Origin of the sequence: Streptomyces sp. NPDC098781, from assembly GCF_044759995.1 — a bacterium.
Classification (GTDB): domain Bacteria; phylum Actinomycetota; class Actinomycetes; order Streptomycetales; family Streptomycetaceae; genus Streptomyces.
Window position 1 is genome coordinate 311,462 of the sequence record NZ_JBIWAK010000005.1, and the last position, 15,159, is coordinate 326,620.

Here is a 15,159-nt window from a genome sequence, read left to right on the forward strand (position 1 = left end):
ACCACGGGCACGGGCACGCCACGACCGTAGGCACCCCAGCCCATCCCGTGGTCTGGTCACGGTCACCGCGCCGCGAACTGGAGCCCCGTCGACTGCACGGCGTCCGGTCGTATCGAGGCGCCCTCGAACGTCAGCGTCTCCCCGTAGATGTCCGTGAGCCTGATCGCCGACCCGCAGCCCTCTCCCTGTTCGGAGAGGAAGTAGTTGTATGCGGTGCGGGGCAGTTGCCGCCAGCCGTCGTCGGTGGTTCTGACTTCCAGGCGGGCCAAGGGGTTTTGGTGGCCCACCGCCTGGATGGCGCACCAGTACCGGCTGGAGCCGGTCTTGTAGCGGATCGAGATCCGCTCCGACGTGGCGGGGCTGAGCAGGGTCCAGGTGATGGGGAGGCGGCCGGTCTCGGGGGTGGCCAGTCGGGCGAAGGCCTGGGGGCTCAGGTCGAGTTGGCCGGGGGCACAGGGAAGGGGGCATTCGTTGGTGACGCGGACCGTCACCGAGGCACCGTTCGCGGCCCGGACCTCGACGTATGCCCCGCAGGCCCGCGAGGTCTCGTAGTCCGTGTGGTTCATCGCCGCGGTCATGACGTCGTCGGTGGGGCCGTACAGACAGGCCCCGTCGCCGTCTCCGGTGTCGTAGAAGGTGGCGATCCCCTCGTAGGTCATCTTGGGGCGGATCCTTCCGGCCAACGGGGCCGAGCCGGACGCCGGTTGTGCGGGTGCCGGCACGGCGGGGCGGGTGCTCGGGCTCTTCGCGGCCTTCGTCGGCGACGGCGAGGCGGAGGGGGACCGGGACGGCTCGGCGGGACTCGGTGTCGTGCGGGCGGCGGAGGCGTGGGTGGTGACGGGTGTGGTCGTGGGCCGGGCGGCCGTGGTCTGCGCGCCGGGGCGCAGGGCCATCAGCACGGATACGGCCACCGCGACCACCGCCACCGCCGCGGCGGGGGCCAGGGCCGGGTGCCGCTTTCGGGGGGACCGGTGGTGGGCGCGGGATGCCACGGGTGAGTCCTTCCGCGGTTCGGGGTGTGGACGGGGAGCCGGGGGCGGCCGTGTGTCAGTGGCCGCCGGGGGCGGAAAGGTTGCCGTGGCCGGGCGGGTCGAAAATGCCTCGCGGGGCGGGCGGGTGCCGTCCTACGCTCGGGGCGATGACTACTCACTCTGGTGACAGATCGGGGGTCCCGTCCGCGCAAGGTGAGTGCTGATGGGCACTTGGACCGCGAACGGGGATTCCCGGCTTTCGGAGCTTTCCTTCTGGCCGCGCGTGCGGGACTTCGCTGTGCCGGCCTCCATGATCGAGACCGCGACCCGTCGCCGGCTCGCCGGGGACTGGGCGGGGGCGTGTGCCGCCGCCGGGTTCGACGTCGATCTCAACCTGCGTTCCCTGGCCCGTGATCACGGGCCCGAGCTCGCCGGCCGGGTTCGGGACGACCTCCGCTGTCTCGCTCCCGATCTGCTGCGCTGGCACATGCCCCGGATCGCTCCCGACGGGCTGTTGCGTCCGGGGCTGACCCTCGCGCTCGCCCGGTACGGGAGCGCGGGGCGGCCGCTGTTCCTCGTGGCGCGGACTCCGCCCGCGTGGGCGGACGCCGGGCAGCGGATCAGTCTCGCGGTATGGGGCGGGGACCGGGCCTCGTCCCGGGGGCGCCTCACCTCGCATCCGCATCCTCGGCCCCATCGGCGGTTCCGGCTCGATCTGCACCGTCATCTCTGGGACGCGGGCAGGGCCGGCGAACTGCGCGTGCGGGCCGGACGGGGAGGCCCGAGCCACTTCGGGCCGGACGACTGGCGTCGATGTGCCGTCGACCGGTGGGCGGACGAGGCGCTGCTGCTGCTCCGGGCCGAAGGGCGCTCCAGCGGTGCCGTGCTCGTGCGGCTGGGGCGTGGGCAGCGGCTGGTCCTGGAGGTGTCCGCGGCCGGAACGCGGATCGTGGAGTCCGACGGGCGACGCGGTCACGCACTACCCGTACTGCCCGACGCCGCCACCTGGGTGCTGCCCGACCTGCGGCTGCTTCGGGACGGTGCCATCGAGGCCGACCGGCTGCATCCGCTGGTCGCCTCCGCGCTCGTACCCGAGGCCTCGGGGGCCGCAACTGCCACGCCCCGGGGCCGGGTTGGGCAGCCACGGCTAGTCGACTGCCGGGGTGCCCGGCATCGGATCGGCCTCGTCGACGGCGTACTGGCTCCGCTCGACCACGCACCCGACGAGATCCGGCGCGAGGAACTCCTCGCCGCGCTGACCGGCACTCCCCTGCCCTGTCTCCGGGCCATCGACGAGGCGCACCGGCATCCTGAGTGCCTGCCCGACGTCCGCGACAGGCTCTCGCACGGCGACTTCGCCGGCGCGCTGGCCGTCGTCGAGGGGCTGTTGGGACCGGACGCGGTGCTGCGCGACGGTGCGTTGCGGGACGAACTGGAGGCGGCCGCGCGGCGGCGGGTGACCTACGGCCTCTTCAGGGCCGGGCTCGTCGGTCCCGGTCCCGGGCGGCCGCGGCGTCTCGCCTACGACGGTCCCGGCGGCCGCCGTTCTCCCGCGGACCGGGCCCGCCCGCGGCACGCGAACTTCCCTGATCCACGCCGAGCGGCCCGCTGATCCCCGGCACCGCCGGACCTCGTACGTCTTCCCAGCTCGCCCTCTCACTCCACCCCAGGTGATCACACATGCCCACACGCACCCAGCCCACCTCCGAACTCGCCGTCGCCGCGGACCTGTTGGCGCTCCTGCGCGACACCACCACCGAACCCCGCCCCGACACCCAGCTGGAGGCCCTCACCCTCGCCGTGGCCGCCGATCTGCCGGTCCTGCTGTGGGGCGAGCCGGGGATCGGCAAGACCGCCGCGCTCACCCAGCTCGCCGAGGCGCTCGACCTCCCGCTGACCACCGTGATCGCCAGCGTCCACGAACCGTCCGACTTCTCGGGGCTGCCCGTCGTCGGGGACGACCCGGCGGAGCAGGGCGTTCCGATGGCGCCGCCGGACTGGGCCGTACGGCTGGTGAGGGCCGGGCGGGGACTGTTGTTCCTGGACGAGTTGTCCACCGCGCCGCCCGCGGTGCAGGCCGCGTTGCTGCGGCTGGTGCTGGAGCGCAGGATCGGGGCGCTGCGGCTGCCGCCCGGGGTGCGGATCGTGGCCGCCGCCAACCCGCGTTCCTCGGCGGCCGACGGCTGGGAGCTGAGCGCGCCGCTCGCCAACCGGTTCGTGCATCTGCACTGGTCCCACGACCACGAGGTCGTCGTACGCGGACTCGGCGGGACCTGGCCCCGGGCCACCCTGCCCCGGCTCGACCCGGAGAAGCTGCCCCAGGCCGTGGACTTCGCCCGGCGGGCGGTGGGCGGACTGCTCGGCGGGCGGCCGGCGCTGGTGCACCGGCTGCCGAGCGGGGAGGCGCGGCGGGGCGGGCCGTGGCCCTCACCCCGGAGCTGGGAGATGACCCAGTGTCTGGTCGCCTTCGCCACGGCGGCCGGGTCCTCGCGTGAGGTGCTCTCCCTGCTGGTCAGGGGCACGGTCGGGGACGGGCCGGGGCTGGAGCTGCTCGCCTGCGTGGACCGGATGGATCTGCCGGATCCCGAACTGCTGCTCGCCGATCCGGCGGGTGCCGAGCTGCCCGAGCGGGGGGATCTGCGGCAGGCCGCGCTGGACGGTGTCGTCGAGGCGGTCCGGGCGCGTCCCGACCGGGCCCGCTGGGACGCGGCCTGGGCGCTGCTGGTCCGGGCCGTGCAGACCGGTGCGCCGGACCTGATCGTCGTACCCGCGAGCACGCTCGCCTCGCTGCGGCAGGAGGACTGGGACGTGCCGGCGTCGATCGACCGGCTCGCCGGGGTCGTCTCCCTGTCCCGGCGTGCGGACCAGGCGGGACGGGCGGCGGGCACCGGCGTCGGGAAGACGGAGGCGGGCGTCCGATGAGCCCGCACCCCGCCGAAGCCGCGCCCCTCGACCGCGACAAGCTCTTCTCCGCCCGCCTGCACGCCGTCCGGGTCCGCCCCTACCTCGCCACCGCCCTGTTCGCCCTGCACGTCGTCGAGTCGCGCCGTGTGCCGACGATGGCCGTCGACCGGCACTGGCGGTGCTATGTGTCGCCGGCGTTCGTGGCCCGTACCCCGGTCGAGGAACTGGCCGGGGTGTGGGTGCACGAGGTGTCCCATCTGCTGCGGGACCATCACGGGCGCAGCGACCGGGTGGCGCGTGAACGCGGGCTGACCGGGCCGGGCGAGCGGCTGCGGATGAACATCGCCGCCGACTGCGAGATCAACGACGACGTGTACGGCGACGGGCTGACCCGGCCCGCGGGCGCCGTCCTGCCGGCGACGCTGCTGCTCGGCGACGGCCGGCTCATGGAGGAGTACCTGCGCCGCTTCCGGCTGGGAGCGAGGACGCAGGAACTGGCCTGGCTGGACTGCGGCAGCGGGGCCGACGGGCTGGAACGGGAGTGGGACCTCGGGCCGGACGGCGCGCACGGGCTGAGCGCTCAGGAACGCGACGCCGTCCGGTTCCGGGTGGCGCGGGGCATCACCGGCCGGCCGGGGAACGCCCCGGACGGATGGCGGCGGTGGGCGGAGGAGGTGTTCCATCCGCCGCAGCCCTGGCGGGAGTTGCTGGGTGCGGCCGTGCGCTCGGCCGCGTCCGGCTCCGGTGCCGGCGAGGACTACACGTACGGCCGCCCGTCACGTCGTTCGGCCTCGGTGCCCGGCGCCGTCCTGCCGAGCCTGCGGCGCAGGCCGCCGCACGTGAGCGTCGTCATCGACACGTCCGCCTCGGTCAGCGACGCCGAACTGGGCAGCGCGCTGCTGGAGGTCGCCGCGATCTCCCGGGCCGTGGGCGGGCGCCGTGACCTGGTCAGCGTGGTCTCCTGCGATGCGGCGGCCGGCGGGGTGCACCGGCTGTGCCGGGCCGAGGGAATTCCGCTGGTCGGGGGCGGGGGCACGGACCTGCGCGAGGGCTTCGCCCAGGCGCTGCGGACCTGGCCCCGGCCCGATGTCGTCGTCGCCCTGACGGACGGACAGACGCCGTGGCCGAGCACCCGCCCGCCGTGCCGGACGGTGGTGGGGCTGTTCCCCCGCTTCCCCCGGCACTCCCGGCGGGCCGGGGCCGGTCCGGCGGACGAGGACGGTTCCGCGTACGTGCCGGACACACCGCCCCCGTGGGCACGCGTGGTCGAGATCGGGGCAGGCGCGGCGAGCAGGTGACCCCGGCCTCCCCCTTCCGCACGCCGCCGCGCACGGCCGTGTGCGACCACAGGCCCCCCGCCCCTCGTACTCCTGGCCGACCCACCCCCACCCCGTACTGCATTCTCAGTACCGGCGATTGTCGGCAGCCGCACGACGACACGGCACCCCGCTCCCGGACAACCTGGGCTCACGTTCGAGTCCCAGATGTGGAGACCCCCTGCCGTGGCTACTTTCCTTTATCGCGTGGGCCGTCTGGCCTTCCGGCGGCGCTGGTACGTCGTCCTGGTCTGGGCGGCCGTGCTGGCCGCCGTCGGTCTGGGGGCCATGAAGGCCCCGGGAGCCTCCGACGAGGGGTTCTCCATGCCGGGCATCGAGTCCCAGAAGGCGTTCGACCTGATGGAGGAGCGCTTCCCGGGGGCGACGGCCGACGGAGCGACCGCACGGGTCGTCTTCGTCGCGCCGGACGGTCAGAAGGTGACCGCCGCCGAGCACAAGAAGGCCGTCGAGGAGGCCGTGACCGAGCTGGGCGACGGTTCGCAGGTGGCGTCCGTCGTCGACCCCTTCCAGGCGAAGGCGGTCAGCGAGGACGGCGCGACGGCCTATACGACCGTCACCTACAAGGTCGGCTCGAACGACCTCACCGACGCGAGCAAGACCCACCTGGAACGGGCGCTCGACCAGGCCCGTGACACCGGGCTGACCGTCGAGGCCGGCGGCAGCGCCATGGACGACGGCGGCGGCGCGGGCGGCGCGGCCGAGGCCATCGGCGTCGCGATAGCCGCGGTCGTGCTGCTGATCACCTTCGGCTCGCTCGCCGCGGCCGGACTTCCGCTGCTGACCGCCGTCCTCGGCGTCGGCGTCAGCATGGCCACCATCCTCGCCCTGTCCGACGCGCTGGGCCTGTCCACCACCACGGGCACGCTCGCGATGATGCTGGGCCTGGCCGTCGGCATCGACTACGCCCTGTTCGTCGTCTCGCGCTATCGCGAGGAGCGCGCGAAGGGCCGTACGCCGCAGGAGGCGGCCGGGATGGCCGTCGGCACGGCCGGGTCGGCCGTGGTGTTCGCCGGGCTCACCGTCGTCATCGCGCTGGCCGGGCTGTCGGTGGTCGGCATCCCGATGCTCACCAAGATGGGCCTGGCCGCGGCGGGCGCGGTCGTCGTCGCCGTACTGATCGCGCTGACCCTGGTCCCGGCGTTCCTCGGCCTGTGGCCCAACGCCGTCCTTTCGAGGCGGGCCCGCCGGAGTGGCCGGGTGAAGGAGAGCGCCGACGACAACGGCGGCACCCGCTGGGCGCGGTTCGTGCTGCGCCGCCCGCTTCCCGTGCTGCTCCTCGGCGTCGTCGGCCTCGGCGCGCTCGCCGTGCCGGCGACCCAGCTCCAGCTCGGCATGCCCGGCGACGAGGCGAAGTCGACGTCCACCACCGAACGCCGGGCCTACGACGCGCTCGCCGAGGCCTTCGGGCCGGGCTTCAACGGGCCGCTGACCGTGGTCGTGGACGCCAAGGGCGACTCTGACGCGAAGGGCGCCGTCACCACGATCACCGACGAGATCGGCGGCACCGAGGGGATCGTGTCCGTCTCCCCGGCCCGCTTCAACGAGGCCGGTGACACCGCCGTCTTCTCGGTCGTGCCGTCCACCGCGCCGACCGACGAGAAGACCAAAGACCTGGTGACCCTCGTCCGGGACGAGCGGCCGGGCATCGAGGCGGAGACCGGGGCGACCTTCGAGGTCACCGGGACCACCGCGATGAACATCGACATCTCGCAGAAGGTGCAGGACGCGCTGATCCCGTATCTGGTCCTCGTGGTCGGGCTGGCGGTCGTGCTGTTGCTGGTCGTCTTCCGGTCGCTGCTCGTCCCGCTGAAGGCGGCCCTCGGCTTCCTGCTGTCGGTGCTGGCCGCCCTCGGCGCGGTCGTCGTGGTCTTCCAGCAGGGCCACGCCGCCGAACTGCTGGGCGTGGAGCAGACCGGGCCGATCATGAGCCTGATGCCGATCTTCCTGGTGGGCATCGTCTTCGGACTCGCCATGGACTACGAGGTCTTCCTCGTCTCGCGGATGCGGGAGGCGTACGTCCACGGGGAGCGGCCGGGGCAGGCGATCGTCTCCGGGTTCCGGCACAGCGCCCGGGTCGTCGTGGCCGCCGCGCTGATCATGATCGCGGTGTTCGCCGGGTTCATCGCCGAGAGCGACTCGATGATCAAGATGATCGGGTTCGGGCTCGCCTCCGCCGTGCTGTTCGACGCCTTCGTCGTACGGATGGCGATCGTGCCCGCGGTGCTCGCCCTGCTCGGCGACAGGGCATGGTGGCTGCCGAAGTGGCTGGACAGGATCCTGCCCCGGGTCGATGTCGAGGGCGAGGCGCTCGGTCGAGGGCCGGATACGGATCCGGCCACCGCCGAGCCGGTGGTGGCGCGCGTCTGACCGACCGTCCGAGGGGCCGCCCGTGACGAAGGACACGGGCGGCCCCGTCGGCTGTTCCCTCCCGGGGACGGCCACCATGGACCCAGCCCACCGACCGGAGAGCACCATGACCACCAGCCCGGAGCGGCGCTACGCGGACCGCCTGGAGAGCTTCTCGGACCGCAACCCCGTCGTCGTCGACGTGGTCCTGGCCGCGGCGCTGATGGGCTCCGCGACCCTCGGCAGCATGCTCACCCTGCCCGGCGCCGACCCACCGGACCAGGACACCACCGCCTCGGTCCTGCTGGGCGTGGCCTGCCTCGCCCTGCTCCGGCACCGCAGCCACCCGCGCCTCGCGGTCGCCGTGACCGGCGTGTGCACGGTGGTCGTGATCGCGCTGGGCTATCTGCTCACTCCCCTGTTGCTGGCGCCGGTCATGACGGCGCTCTACTGGCTCGCGACCCACACCGACCGCGCGACCACCCGCGTCTACGGCGTCGCGACCATGGTGGCGGTGACGGTCGCCGCGGCTGTCTCCGACTCCATGGAGCATGTGTCGCTGCTGCTGCGGACCATCGGCCCGTTCTTCTGGCTGCTGCTGCCGCTGGCCGCCGGCAACATGACCCGGCTGCGGCGCGCCTATCTGACGGCGGTGCAGGCCCGCGCGGAGCACGCCGAGCGCACCCGGGAGGAGGAGGCGCGGCTGCGGGTCACCGAGGAACGCATGCGCATCGCCCGCGAGCTGCACGACGTCGTCGCCCACCACCTGGCCCTGGCCAACGCCCAGGCCGGCACGGCGGCCCATCTCGCGGTCACCAACCCCCAGCAGACGCAGCGGATCCTGACCGACCTGACCGGCACCACCTCCTCGGCGCTGCGTGAGCTGAAGGCCACCCTGGGGCTGCTGCGGCAGAACGGCGACCCGGACTCCCCGCCCCTGGAGCCCTCGCCCGGTCTCGCCCGGCTGCCCGAGCTGGTCTCGGCGTGCGCGTCGGCGGGGGTCGACGTCACGGTCAGCACGGAGGGGGAGCCGCAGCCGCTGTCCCCGGGGGTGGATCTGACCGCGTTCCGCATCGTGCAGGAGGCCCTCACCAACGTCACCAAGCACGCCACCGCCGAAGCCGCGTCCGTACGGCTCGCCTACTCCGGCTCCCGGCTGCTGATCAGCGTCACCAACGACGGCCCCGCCGCCCCCGGGGCCGGCGGCCTGACCGGGGAGCGCGGCGGCTTCGGCGTCATGGGCATGCGCGAACGGGCCCACTCCGTCGGCGGCGAACTGCACGCCGGACCCCGCCCCGGGGGCGGCTTCGAGGTCACCACGGCGCTGCCGCTGCAACCGCACGGCGCGGGGGAGGACCCGGCTCAGAGCGCCTGATCCGGCCGCCCTGGGCGGGGTGGCCGGACCTCCCGGTGGCACGGCTCACCGTGCGAGAATGCACCTGCCCGCCGCCCGTTCCCCCGCGTACCGATCCATCGAGGTTCCCGTGACCAAGTCCGTCGCCCGTGAACCGCTGCGACGCAACGCGCGGGCCAACCGGGCGCGCATCCTGGCCACCGCCCGGCGGGAACTCGGACACAACCCCGACATCACGTTGGAGGAGCTCGCGCGCTCCGCGGGTGTCGTACGGCGGACCCTGTTCGGTCACTTCCCCGGGCGGGAGGCGCTGCTGGAGGCGCTCGCCGAGGAGGCCTCCGAGTCACTGCGCGGCGCGTTGGCGGACGGCGCGAAGCTGATGGAGACGGAACCGGCCGACCGCGCGCTGGCCGGCTTCGTGTTCTCGCTCTGGCCCGTCGGCGACCGCTACCGGCTGCTCCTCGCCCTGGCCAGGCGCGACCTGGGCGCCGACCGCGTGGCCGAGGTCCTGGCCCCGGCCCGTGCCAAGGCCACCGCGATCCTGCGGCGCGGCCAGCAGGACGGCGTCTTCCACACCCATCTGCCGGCCGAGGCGCTGAGCGCCGCGCTGGAGGCGATGACGGTCGCCCTGCTGGAGTCGGTCAACACCGGCGTACTGGAGGACGACGGCAGCCGGGTCGCGATCACGAGCCTCATCGCGGCCGGCGTACCGCAGGAGCGGGCCCGGACGGTGGTCGCGGAGGTGGCGCCGACGGTACCGGCGCCGAAGCTCCCTGCGGAGGAGTGACGGGGCGGGGCCGTACGCGGGCTGAGGCCGGACGGGCGTCCGTACGGGACGGGCCTGGGCGGGCGTGCCTCGCAGGACAGGGTCCGTACCCGCCTGCCGTACGGACACGGCCCGGGCCGGATTCCCGAACGAGAGAAGCCGGACGGTGCCGGGTGTCCCCTTCCGGCACCGTCCGTGGCCGTGCGCCGCTCAAGGCACGGCCCGTTCTGGGGTGATGTCGGCTCAGGCCGTCGTCGACGGGGTCTTCTGCGGGTCGGCCGGCTCCTGGGGCGTGGGGATGTCGTCCCGGGACGGGGTGCGCGACTTGCGGCGACCGGGCAGGACCGCGAGGACGATCATCGTGCCGGCGGCCATGATGATGCCGCCGATCAGGCTGGTCTGGGCGACGCCGTGGGCGAAGGCCTCGTGGACGGCGTCGAGCAGCGCCTGGGCCTGCTGGGCGCCGCCGGCCGGGTTCTTCGCCACCTCCTGGGCCACCGCGAGTCCGCCGCCGACCGAGTCCTGGGCCGTCTCCAGCGCGCTGTGCGGGAGCTGACCGCCGATCAGATCCGTGAGCTTGTCGCGGTACGCGGTGCCCAGCAGGGAGCCGAGGATCGCGATGCCGAGCGCGCCGCCCAGCTCCAGCGAGGTGTCGTTGGCGCCGCCGCCGACGCCCAGTTCGGACTCGGGGAACGAGCCCATGATGGTGTCGGTGGCCGGGGACACGCTCAGGCCGATCGCGAAGCCCAGCATCAGCAGCGACGCCAGGAAGTCGGTGTACGTCGAGCCCGCGTCGATCCGGGTCAGCAGGAGGACACCGGCGGTGCCGATCACCATGCCGGTGACGACCATCGCCTTCACCCCGAGCTTCGGGGTCAGCCGCCCGGTCGCCGCGGCGCCGACGAACACGGCACCGGCCAGCGGCAGCAGCCGTACGCCGGTCTCCAGCGCGTTGTAGCCGAGCACGAACTGGAGGTACTGGGTGGCGTAGTAGAGCGCCCCGAAGGTGCCGAAGAAGAAGAACAGCACCGCGAGCATCGACCCGCTGAACGGCCGCTCGGCGAACTTGCGCACGTCCAGCATCGGGTGCGGGTGCCGCAGCTCCCAGGCGACGAACGCCAGCAGACCGACCCCGGCCACCACGGCCGCGGCGACCGGACCGGCGCCCCAGCCGAAGTGCGGGCCCTCGATGGCCGCGTAGACCAGCGAGCCGACCGAGACGATCGACAGCAGACCGCCGACGTAGTCGATCCGGCCCATGCCCTGCGCCTTCGACGGCGGAACCAGCGCCAGCGCGCCGACGACCGCGACGACCGCGATCGGGACGTTGATCAGGAAGGTCGAGCCCCAGGCGTGGTCCTCGAGCAGCCAGCCGGCGACCAGCGGGCCCACGGCGATCGCGAGGCCGGACGTGGCGGTCCAGCCCGTGATGGCCTTGGCGCGCTCACCGCGCGGGAAGATCGCGACCAGCAGGGACAGGGTGGCCGGCATGACGACGGCGGCGCCGACGCCCATGATCGCGCGAGCGGCGATGACCAGCCCGGTCTCGTCGACCAGGCTGCCCATCACCGAACCGGCCGCGAAGATCAGCAGGCCGGTGACGAGGGCGCCGCGACGGCTGTACTTGTCGCCGATCGCGCCCAGCACGAGCATCAGCGCGGCGTACGGAACGGTGTAGCCGTCGATGACCCATTGCAGGTCGCTGCTGCTCAGGCTCAGGTCCTGGGTCATGTCGGGCGCGGCCACGATCAGCGACGTGTTCGCCATCACGACGATCAGCAGGCTCAGGCACAGCACGAGCAGTGCCCACCAGCGCCGCGCGTACGGCCCGGTCATCTTCTCGACGGGTGTGTTGGCAAGGAAGGGCACGGGGACTCCCAGAAGCGGTGACTTATTTGCACATCAATGAGCAGACTAGTTTCTTGCCCGTCCGTGTGCAACTATCGGTGGCGAGGGCCCCGGCACCCCGACGCTTCCCGAGCCCCCTGTCACCCGCCTGACGCCCCTGCCCCATCCCCCCTCCTCCGCACGAGGTGCCGACGTGAGCAGCACGACGCCCCCGCGACCGGCCCGAACGCGCCGTACGACGCGGATCACCCGCGCCCGCATCCTGGACGCGGCCCTGCGCGAACTGGGCCGCAATCCCGACACCAGCCTCGGCGACATCGCCGCGGCCGCCGGGGTGGCCCGGCGCACCCTGTACACGCACTTCGAGGGACGGGCCGCGCTGGTCAGGGGCCTCGCCGAGGAGGCGGTGGAGGCGATACGGCAGGCGGTGGCCGTCGCGCGCACAGCCGCCCCGGACACCGGCATCGGCTCCGGTTCCGGTTCCGGTTCCGATCCCGCGCGCGCCCTCGCCCGCTTCGTCCTCACCCTCTGGCCGGTCGGTGACGCGTACCGCACCCTGATCGGCCTCGCCCATCAGGATCTCGGCCACGAGCAGGTGAGCGAACTCCTCGCCCCGGCCCGCGAGACCGTCGCCGGCATCCTCGCGGACGGCCAGCGCCAGGGCGTCTTCCACACCGTCGTCCCACCCGGCCCGCTCAGCGGCGCCATCGAGGCCCATCTGCTCGCCCTGCTCGGCACGGTCAACGCCGGGATCTGGGCGGACGACGGCACGAACGCCACCACGGCCGCCCTGATCGCGGCCGGAGTCGACACCCACACCGCCGCCGCCACGGTCCGCCGTCTGCACGGCACCCACCGACCCCACTGAGGAGGGCACCGCCCATGCGCAACTCCCCGCACGAGTACGGCTACGACTCCCGTCACGACGACGGCTCGCGATACGAGCCGTACCACCCCCCTCTCGACGAGGTGACGGAGCCGTACGAGCCGTCGTACCGCCGCCGCTGGAGCCCGCGACGGCCGGTGGCCCTCGTCACCGCCGCCCTCGTCGCGTTCGCCCTCCTCCTCGTCGGGGTCGACCGGGCCGTGGCGGCGCGGATCGAGTCGCGCACGGCGAAGGCGTTCCAGCAGGGCATGGGCACACCCCGGGCGCCGGAGGTCCACGTCCGCGGCTTCCCCGTGCTCACCCAGGCCGCCTCCGGCCCACTGGACCGCGTCGACATCACCGCCCACGACATACCGGCCCACGGCACCAGCCGCCCGCTGAAGGTGTCCGAACTCGCGCTCCGGCTGGAGGGGTTGACGAAGTCCGACGACGACAGCGAGGCGCGGGCCCGCCGGGCGCGGGCGACCGCCTTCCTGTCGTACCCGGACGTCTCGGACTCGCTCGGGCTGGAGATCGCCCAGGGCGACCGGCCGGGCCGGGTGAGCGCGGTCGTCCTGCTGCCGTTCGGCCGGCAGGTCACCGTGACGACGACCGTCTCCGCCGTCTCCGGCAACCGCATCGCCTTCAAGGACTTCGAGGTCACCGGCGGCGCACTGCCCGCCGCCGGGAACGCGGTGCTCGACAAGGTCTTCCAGCAGCCGATCCAGCTGCGGAACATCCCCGACGGCCTGCGCCTGCGCTCGATCACCACCACGGCCTACGGTCTGCGCGCCCACTTCTCGGGCAGCTCCGTCACCTTCCGGCCGGACGGTGCGTCGCGGAAGGCCGAGAGCGCCACGGGGGCACGGGCGGCGGCGCTGGGGTAGGCGCTCCGAAAGCGACTTTTCCGCGGGGTACCGTGCGCGAAGACGCACCGGCGGCGCCGCCCGCCGCCGCACGGAAGGACCCGGATCTGAACACCCCGCTCGCCGAGACCCTTTCCGTGGCCATGCTCGTGCTCGTGCTGGTCTGCGCCGTCGTCCGGCCCTTCAACTGGCCGGAAGCCGTGGTCGCCGTGCCGGCCGCGGCACTGGTCGTCGTCACAGGGGCGATCTCCCCGGGCGCCGCGCTGGACGAGTCCGAACGGCTCGGGCCGGTGATCGGCTTCCTGGCGGCCGTACTGGTCCTCGCCCAACTCTGCGACGACGAGGGGTTGTTCCAGGCCTGCGGGGCATGGATGGCGCGTACCGCGAAAGGCCGGCCGCGGCGGCTGCTGACCCAGGTGTTCCTGGCGGCGTCGGCGATCACGGCCGTACTGAGCCTGGACGCCACGGTGGTCCTGCTCACCCCGGTGGTCTTCGCCACCGCGGCCCGGCTCGGGGCCCGCCCCAAACCGCATGTCTACGCCTGCACCCACCTGTCGAACACGGCCTCCCTGCTGCTGCCGGTGTCCAACCTCACCAATCTGCTGGCCTTCGCGGCGAGCGGACTGAGTTTCACCCGGTTCGCCGCGCTGATGGCGCTGCCGTGGCTGGCCGCCATCGCCGTCGAGTACGTCGTCTTCCGGCGTTTCTTCGCCACCGACCTGGACGCCGGGGCCCAGGAGCGGCCCGGCGGCGACGAGCCCGAACTGCCGGTGTTCGCCCTGGTGACGGTGGCGGGCACGCTCGCCGGGTTCGTCCTGACCTCGGCCCTCGGCATCGACCCGGCCTGGGCCGCCCTGGCGGGGGCGACGGTCCTCGCCGTGCGGGCGCTGCTGCGACGCCGTACGACGGCGAAGGCGCTGCTGCGGTCCGCGTCCGTGCCGTTCCTGGCCTTCGTACTGGCGCTGGGGATCGTGGTCCGGGCGGTCGTGGACAACGGGCTCGACACGGCGCTGGGCCGGCTGATCCCCGACGGCACCGGGCTCGCGGCGCTGTTCGGGATCGCCGCGCTGGCCGCCGTACTGGCGAACGTCATCAACAACCTCCCGGCGGTGCTGGTGCTGCTGCCGCTGGCCGCCGACTCCGGCCCGGGTGCCGTGCTCGCCGTGCTGCTCGGCGTGAACATCGGGCCCAACCTCACCTACGCCGGTTCGCTGGCCACCCTGCTGTGGCGGCGTATCGTGCACGCCCACGACGCGGAGGTGGAGCTGGGGGAGTTCACCCGGCTCGGCCTGTACGCCGTACCCGCGAGCCTGTGCGCCGCGGTGCTGGCACTGTGGGCCTCACTGGCCGTGATCGGAGGAGGCTGAACCCATGGCGGTGGTCGTCTGGATCGTCGAGGGCACCTGGCCCGCCTGTGTGGACGCCGCACGGGCGCACGCGCCCGAGGACGCCGAGATCGTGCTGCTGCACGTCACCGGGCACGATGTCGCGGACGCCGCGCACGGCGCGTTCGCCGGGCTGCTCGGCCGAGGGCACCCGTCGGGGCACCGCCCGGCCGAAGGCTGGGGGAGCGACCCCGGCACCCGCGTCGAGCACCTCGCCGCCGAGTCCGCCGAGAGCCTGCTCCAGGCTGCCGCCGAACGCCTCGGCCGCCCCTGCACCCGCGTCGAGCGCGGCGGCCGGGTCGAGCGGGAGGTGGTCGCCGCGACGCAGGACGCCGACCTGCTCGTCCTGGCCCGCGACGGCGACCGCACCCGCCTCGGCCCGCCCAGCCTCGGCCCGGCGAGCCGCTTCGTCGTCGACCACGCCACCTGCCCGCTCCTGCTGGTCTGGCCCGAACCGGCCCCCGACCTCACGACACTGCCGCCCCCGCCACCACACCACGGGTGAGGGGGCCGGGGG

12 protein-coding genes are annotated in these 15,159 nt (G+C 73.8%); 10 read left to right on the forward strand and 2 right to left on the reverse strand.

The features are described 5' to 3' along the window. Positions 1 to 62: 62 nt before the first annotated feature. Complete coding sequence (locus tag ACIQWG_RS22225) at positions 63 to 992, reverse strand: expansin EXLX1 family cellulose-binding protein (RefSeq protein ID WP_404098448.1); 930 nt, start codon at positions 990 to 992, stop codon at positions 63 to 65. 202 nt (positions 993 to 1,194) lie between these two features. Here ACIQWG_RS22225 and ACIQWG_RS22230 point away from each other — a divergent pair, with 202 nt between their 5' ends. The 6 genes from ACIQWG_RS22230 to ACIQWG_RS22255 all read left to right on the forward strand — a co-directional run bounded on the left by ACIQWG_RS22230 (position 1,195) and on the right by ACIQWG_RS22255 (position 9,699). Next, a complete protein-coding gene (locus tag ACIQWG_RS22230; protein WP_404098450.1) occupies positions 1,195 to 2,583 on the forward strand; it encodes a hypothetical protein in 1,389 nt (462 codons plus the stop codon). 68 nt (positions 2,584 to 2,651) lie between these two features. Next, the gene (locus tag ACIQWG_RS22235) at positions 2,652 to 3,893 is read left to right on the forward strand and encodes an AAA family ATPase (RefSeq protein WP_404098452.1); all 1,242 of its coding nucleotides are present in this window, start codon (positions 2,652 to 2,654) and stop codon (positions 3,891 to 3,893) included. Continuing rightward, positions 3,890 to 5,173, forward strand: a complete 1,284-nt coding sequence (locus ACIQWG_RS22240) for a VWA-like domain-containing protein (RefSeq protein WP_404098454.1) — start codon at positions 3,890 to 3,892, stop codon at positions 5,171 to 5,173. The genes ACIQWG_RS22235 and ACIQWG_RS22240 overlap by 4 nt, the downstream gene beginning before the upstream one ends. 204 nt (positions 5,174 to 5,377) lie before the next feature. Then, entirely contained in the window at positions 5,378 to 7,579 is a 2,202-nt protein-coding gene (locus ACIQWG_RS22245; RefSeq protein WP_404098457.1) for an MMPL family transporter, read from the forward strand. Between the two features lie 106 nt (positions 7,580 to 7,685). Further along, positions 7,686 to 8,933 (forward strand): sensor histidine kinase, encoded by a 1,248-nt coding sequence (locus ACIQWG_RS22250; RefSeq protein ID WP_404098458.1) that lies wholly within the window; start codon positions 7,686 to 7,688, stop codon positions 8,931 to 8,933. 109 nt (positions 8,934 to 9,042) lie between these two features. Continuing rightward, entirely contained in the window at positions 9,043 to 9,699 is a 657-nt protein-coding gene (locus tag ACIQWG_RS22255) for a TetR family transcriptional regulator (protein WP_404099389.1), read from the forward strand. Between the two features lie 222 nt (positions 9,700 to 9,921). Here the strand turns inward: ACIQWG_RS22255 and ACIQWG_RS22260 are convergent, their stop codons facing one another. Then, positions 9,922 to 11,547 carry an MFS transporter gene (locus ACIQWG_RS22260; RefSeq protein WP_404098460.1) on the reverse strand — a complete coding sequence of 542 codons (1,626 nt, stop codon included), beginning with the start codon at positions 11,545 to 11,547 and terminating at the stop codon, positions 9,922 to 9,924. A gap of 172 nt (positions 11,548 to 11,719) precedes the next feature. Here ACIQWG_RS22260 and ACIQWG_RS22265 point away from each other — a divergent pair, with 172 nt between their 5' ends. The 4 genes from ACIQWG_RS22265 (at position 11,720) to ACIQWG_RS22280 (ending at position 15,147) form a co-directional block, all read left to right on the forward strand. After that, on the forward strand, positions 11,720 to 12,394 hold the full coding sequence (locus ACIQWG_RS22265; RefSeq protein ID WP_404098462.1) for a TetR/AcrR family transcriptional regulator: 675 nt from the start codon (positions 11,720 to 11,722) through the stop codon (positions 12,392 to 12,394). A gap of 14 nt (positions 12,395 to 12,408) precedes the next feature. Then, positions 12,409 to 13,278 carry a DUF2993 domain-containing protein gene (locus ACIQWG_RS22270; protein ID WP_404098465.1) on the forward strand — a complete coding sequence of 290 codons (870 nt, stop codon included), beginning with the start codon at positions 12,409 to 12,411 and terminating at the stop codon, positions 13,276 to 13,278. An 86-nt stretch (positions 13,279 to 13,364) separates the two neighbouring features. Continuing rightward, complete coding sequence (locus tag ACIQWG_RS22275) at positions 13,365 to 14,624, forward strand: SLC13 family permease (protein ID WP_404099392.1); 1,260 nt, start codon at positions 13,365 to 13,367, stop codon at positions 14,622 to 14,624. Between the two features lie 4 nt (positions 14,625 to 14,628). Then, complete coding sequence (locus ACIQWG_RS22280; protein ID WP_404098467.1) at positions 14,629 to 15,147, forward strand: universal stress protein; 519 nt, start codon at positions 14,629 to 14,631, stop codon at positions 15,145 to 15,147. The last annotated feature ends 12 nt before the right edge of the window (positions 15,148 to 15,159 follow it).

Excerpts from the sequence above, each read along its gene's own strand:
- ACIQWG_RS22230 (WP_404098450.1), top strand. The coding sequence starts at position 1,195 with ATGGGCACTTGGACCGCGAACGGGGATTCCCGGCTTTCGGAGCTTTCC.
- ACIQWG_RS22235 (WP_404098452.1), top strand. The coding sequence starts at position 2,652 with ATGCCCACACGCACCCAGCCCACCTCCGAACTCGCCGTCGCCGCGGAC.
- ACIQWG_RS22240 (WP_404098454.1), top strand. The coding sequence starts at position 3,890 with ATGAGCCCGCACCCCGCCGAAGCCGCGCCCCTCGACCGCGACAAGCTC.
- ACIQWG_RS22250 (WP_404098458.1), top strand. The coding sequence starts at position 7,686 with ATGACCACCAGCCCGGAGCGGCGCTACGCGGACCGCCTGGAGAGCTTC.
- ACIQWG_RS22270 (WP_404098465.1), top strand. The coding sequence starts at position 12,409 with ATGCGCAACTCCCCGCACGAGTACGGCTACGACTCCCGTCACGACGAC.
- ACIQWG_RS22280 (WP_404098467.1), top strand. The coding sequence starts at position 14,629 with ATGGCGGTGGTCGTCTGGATCGTCGAGGGCACCTGGCCCGCCTGTGTG.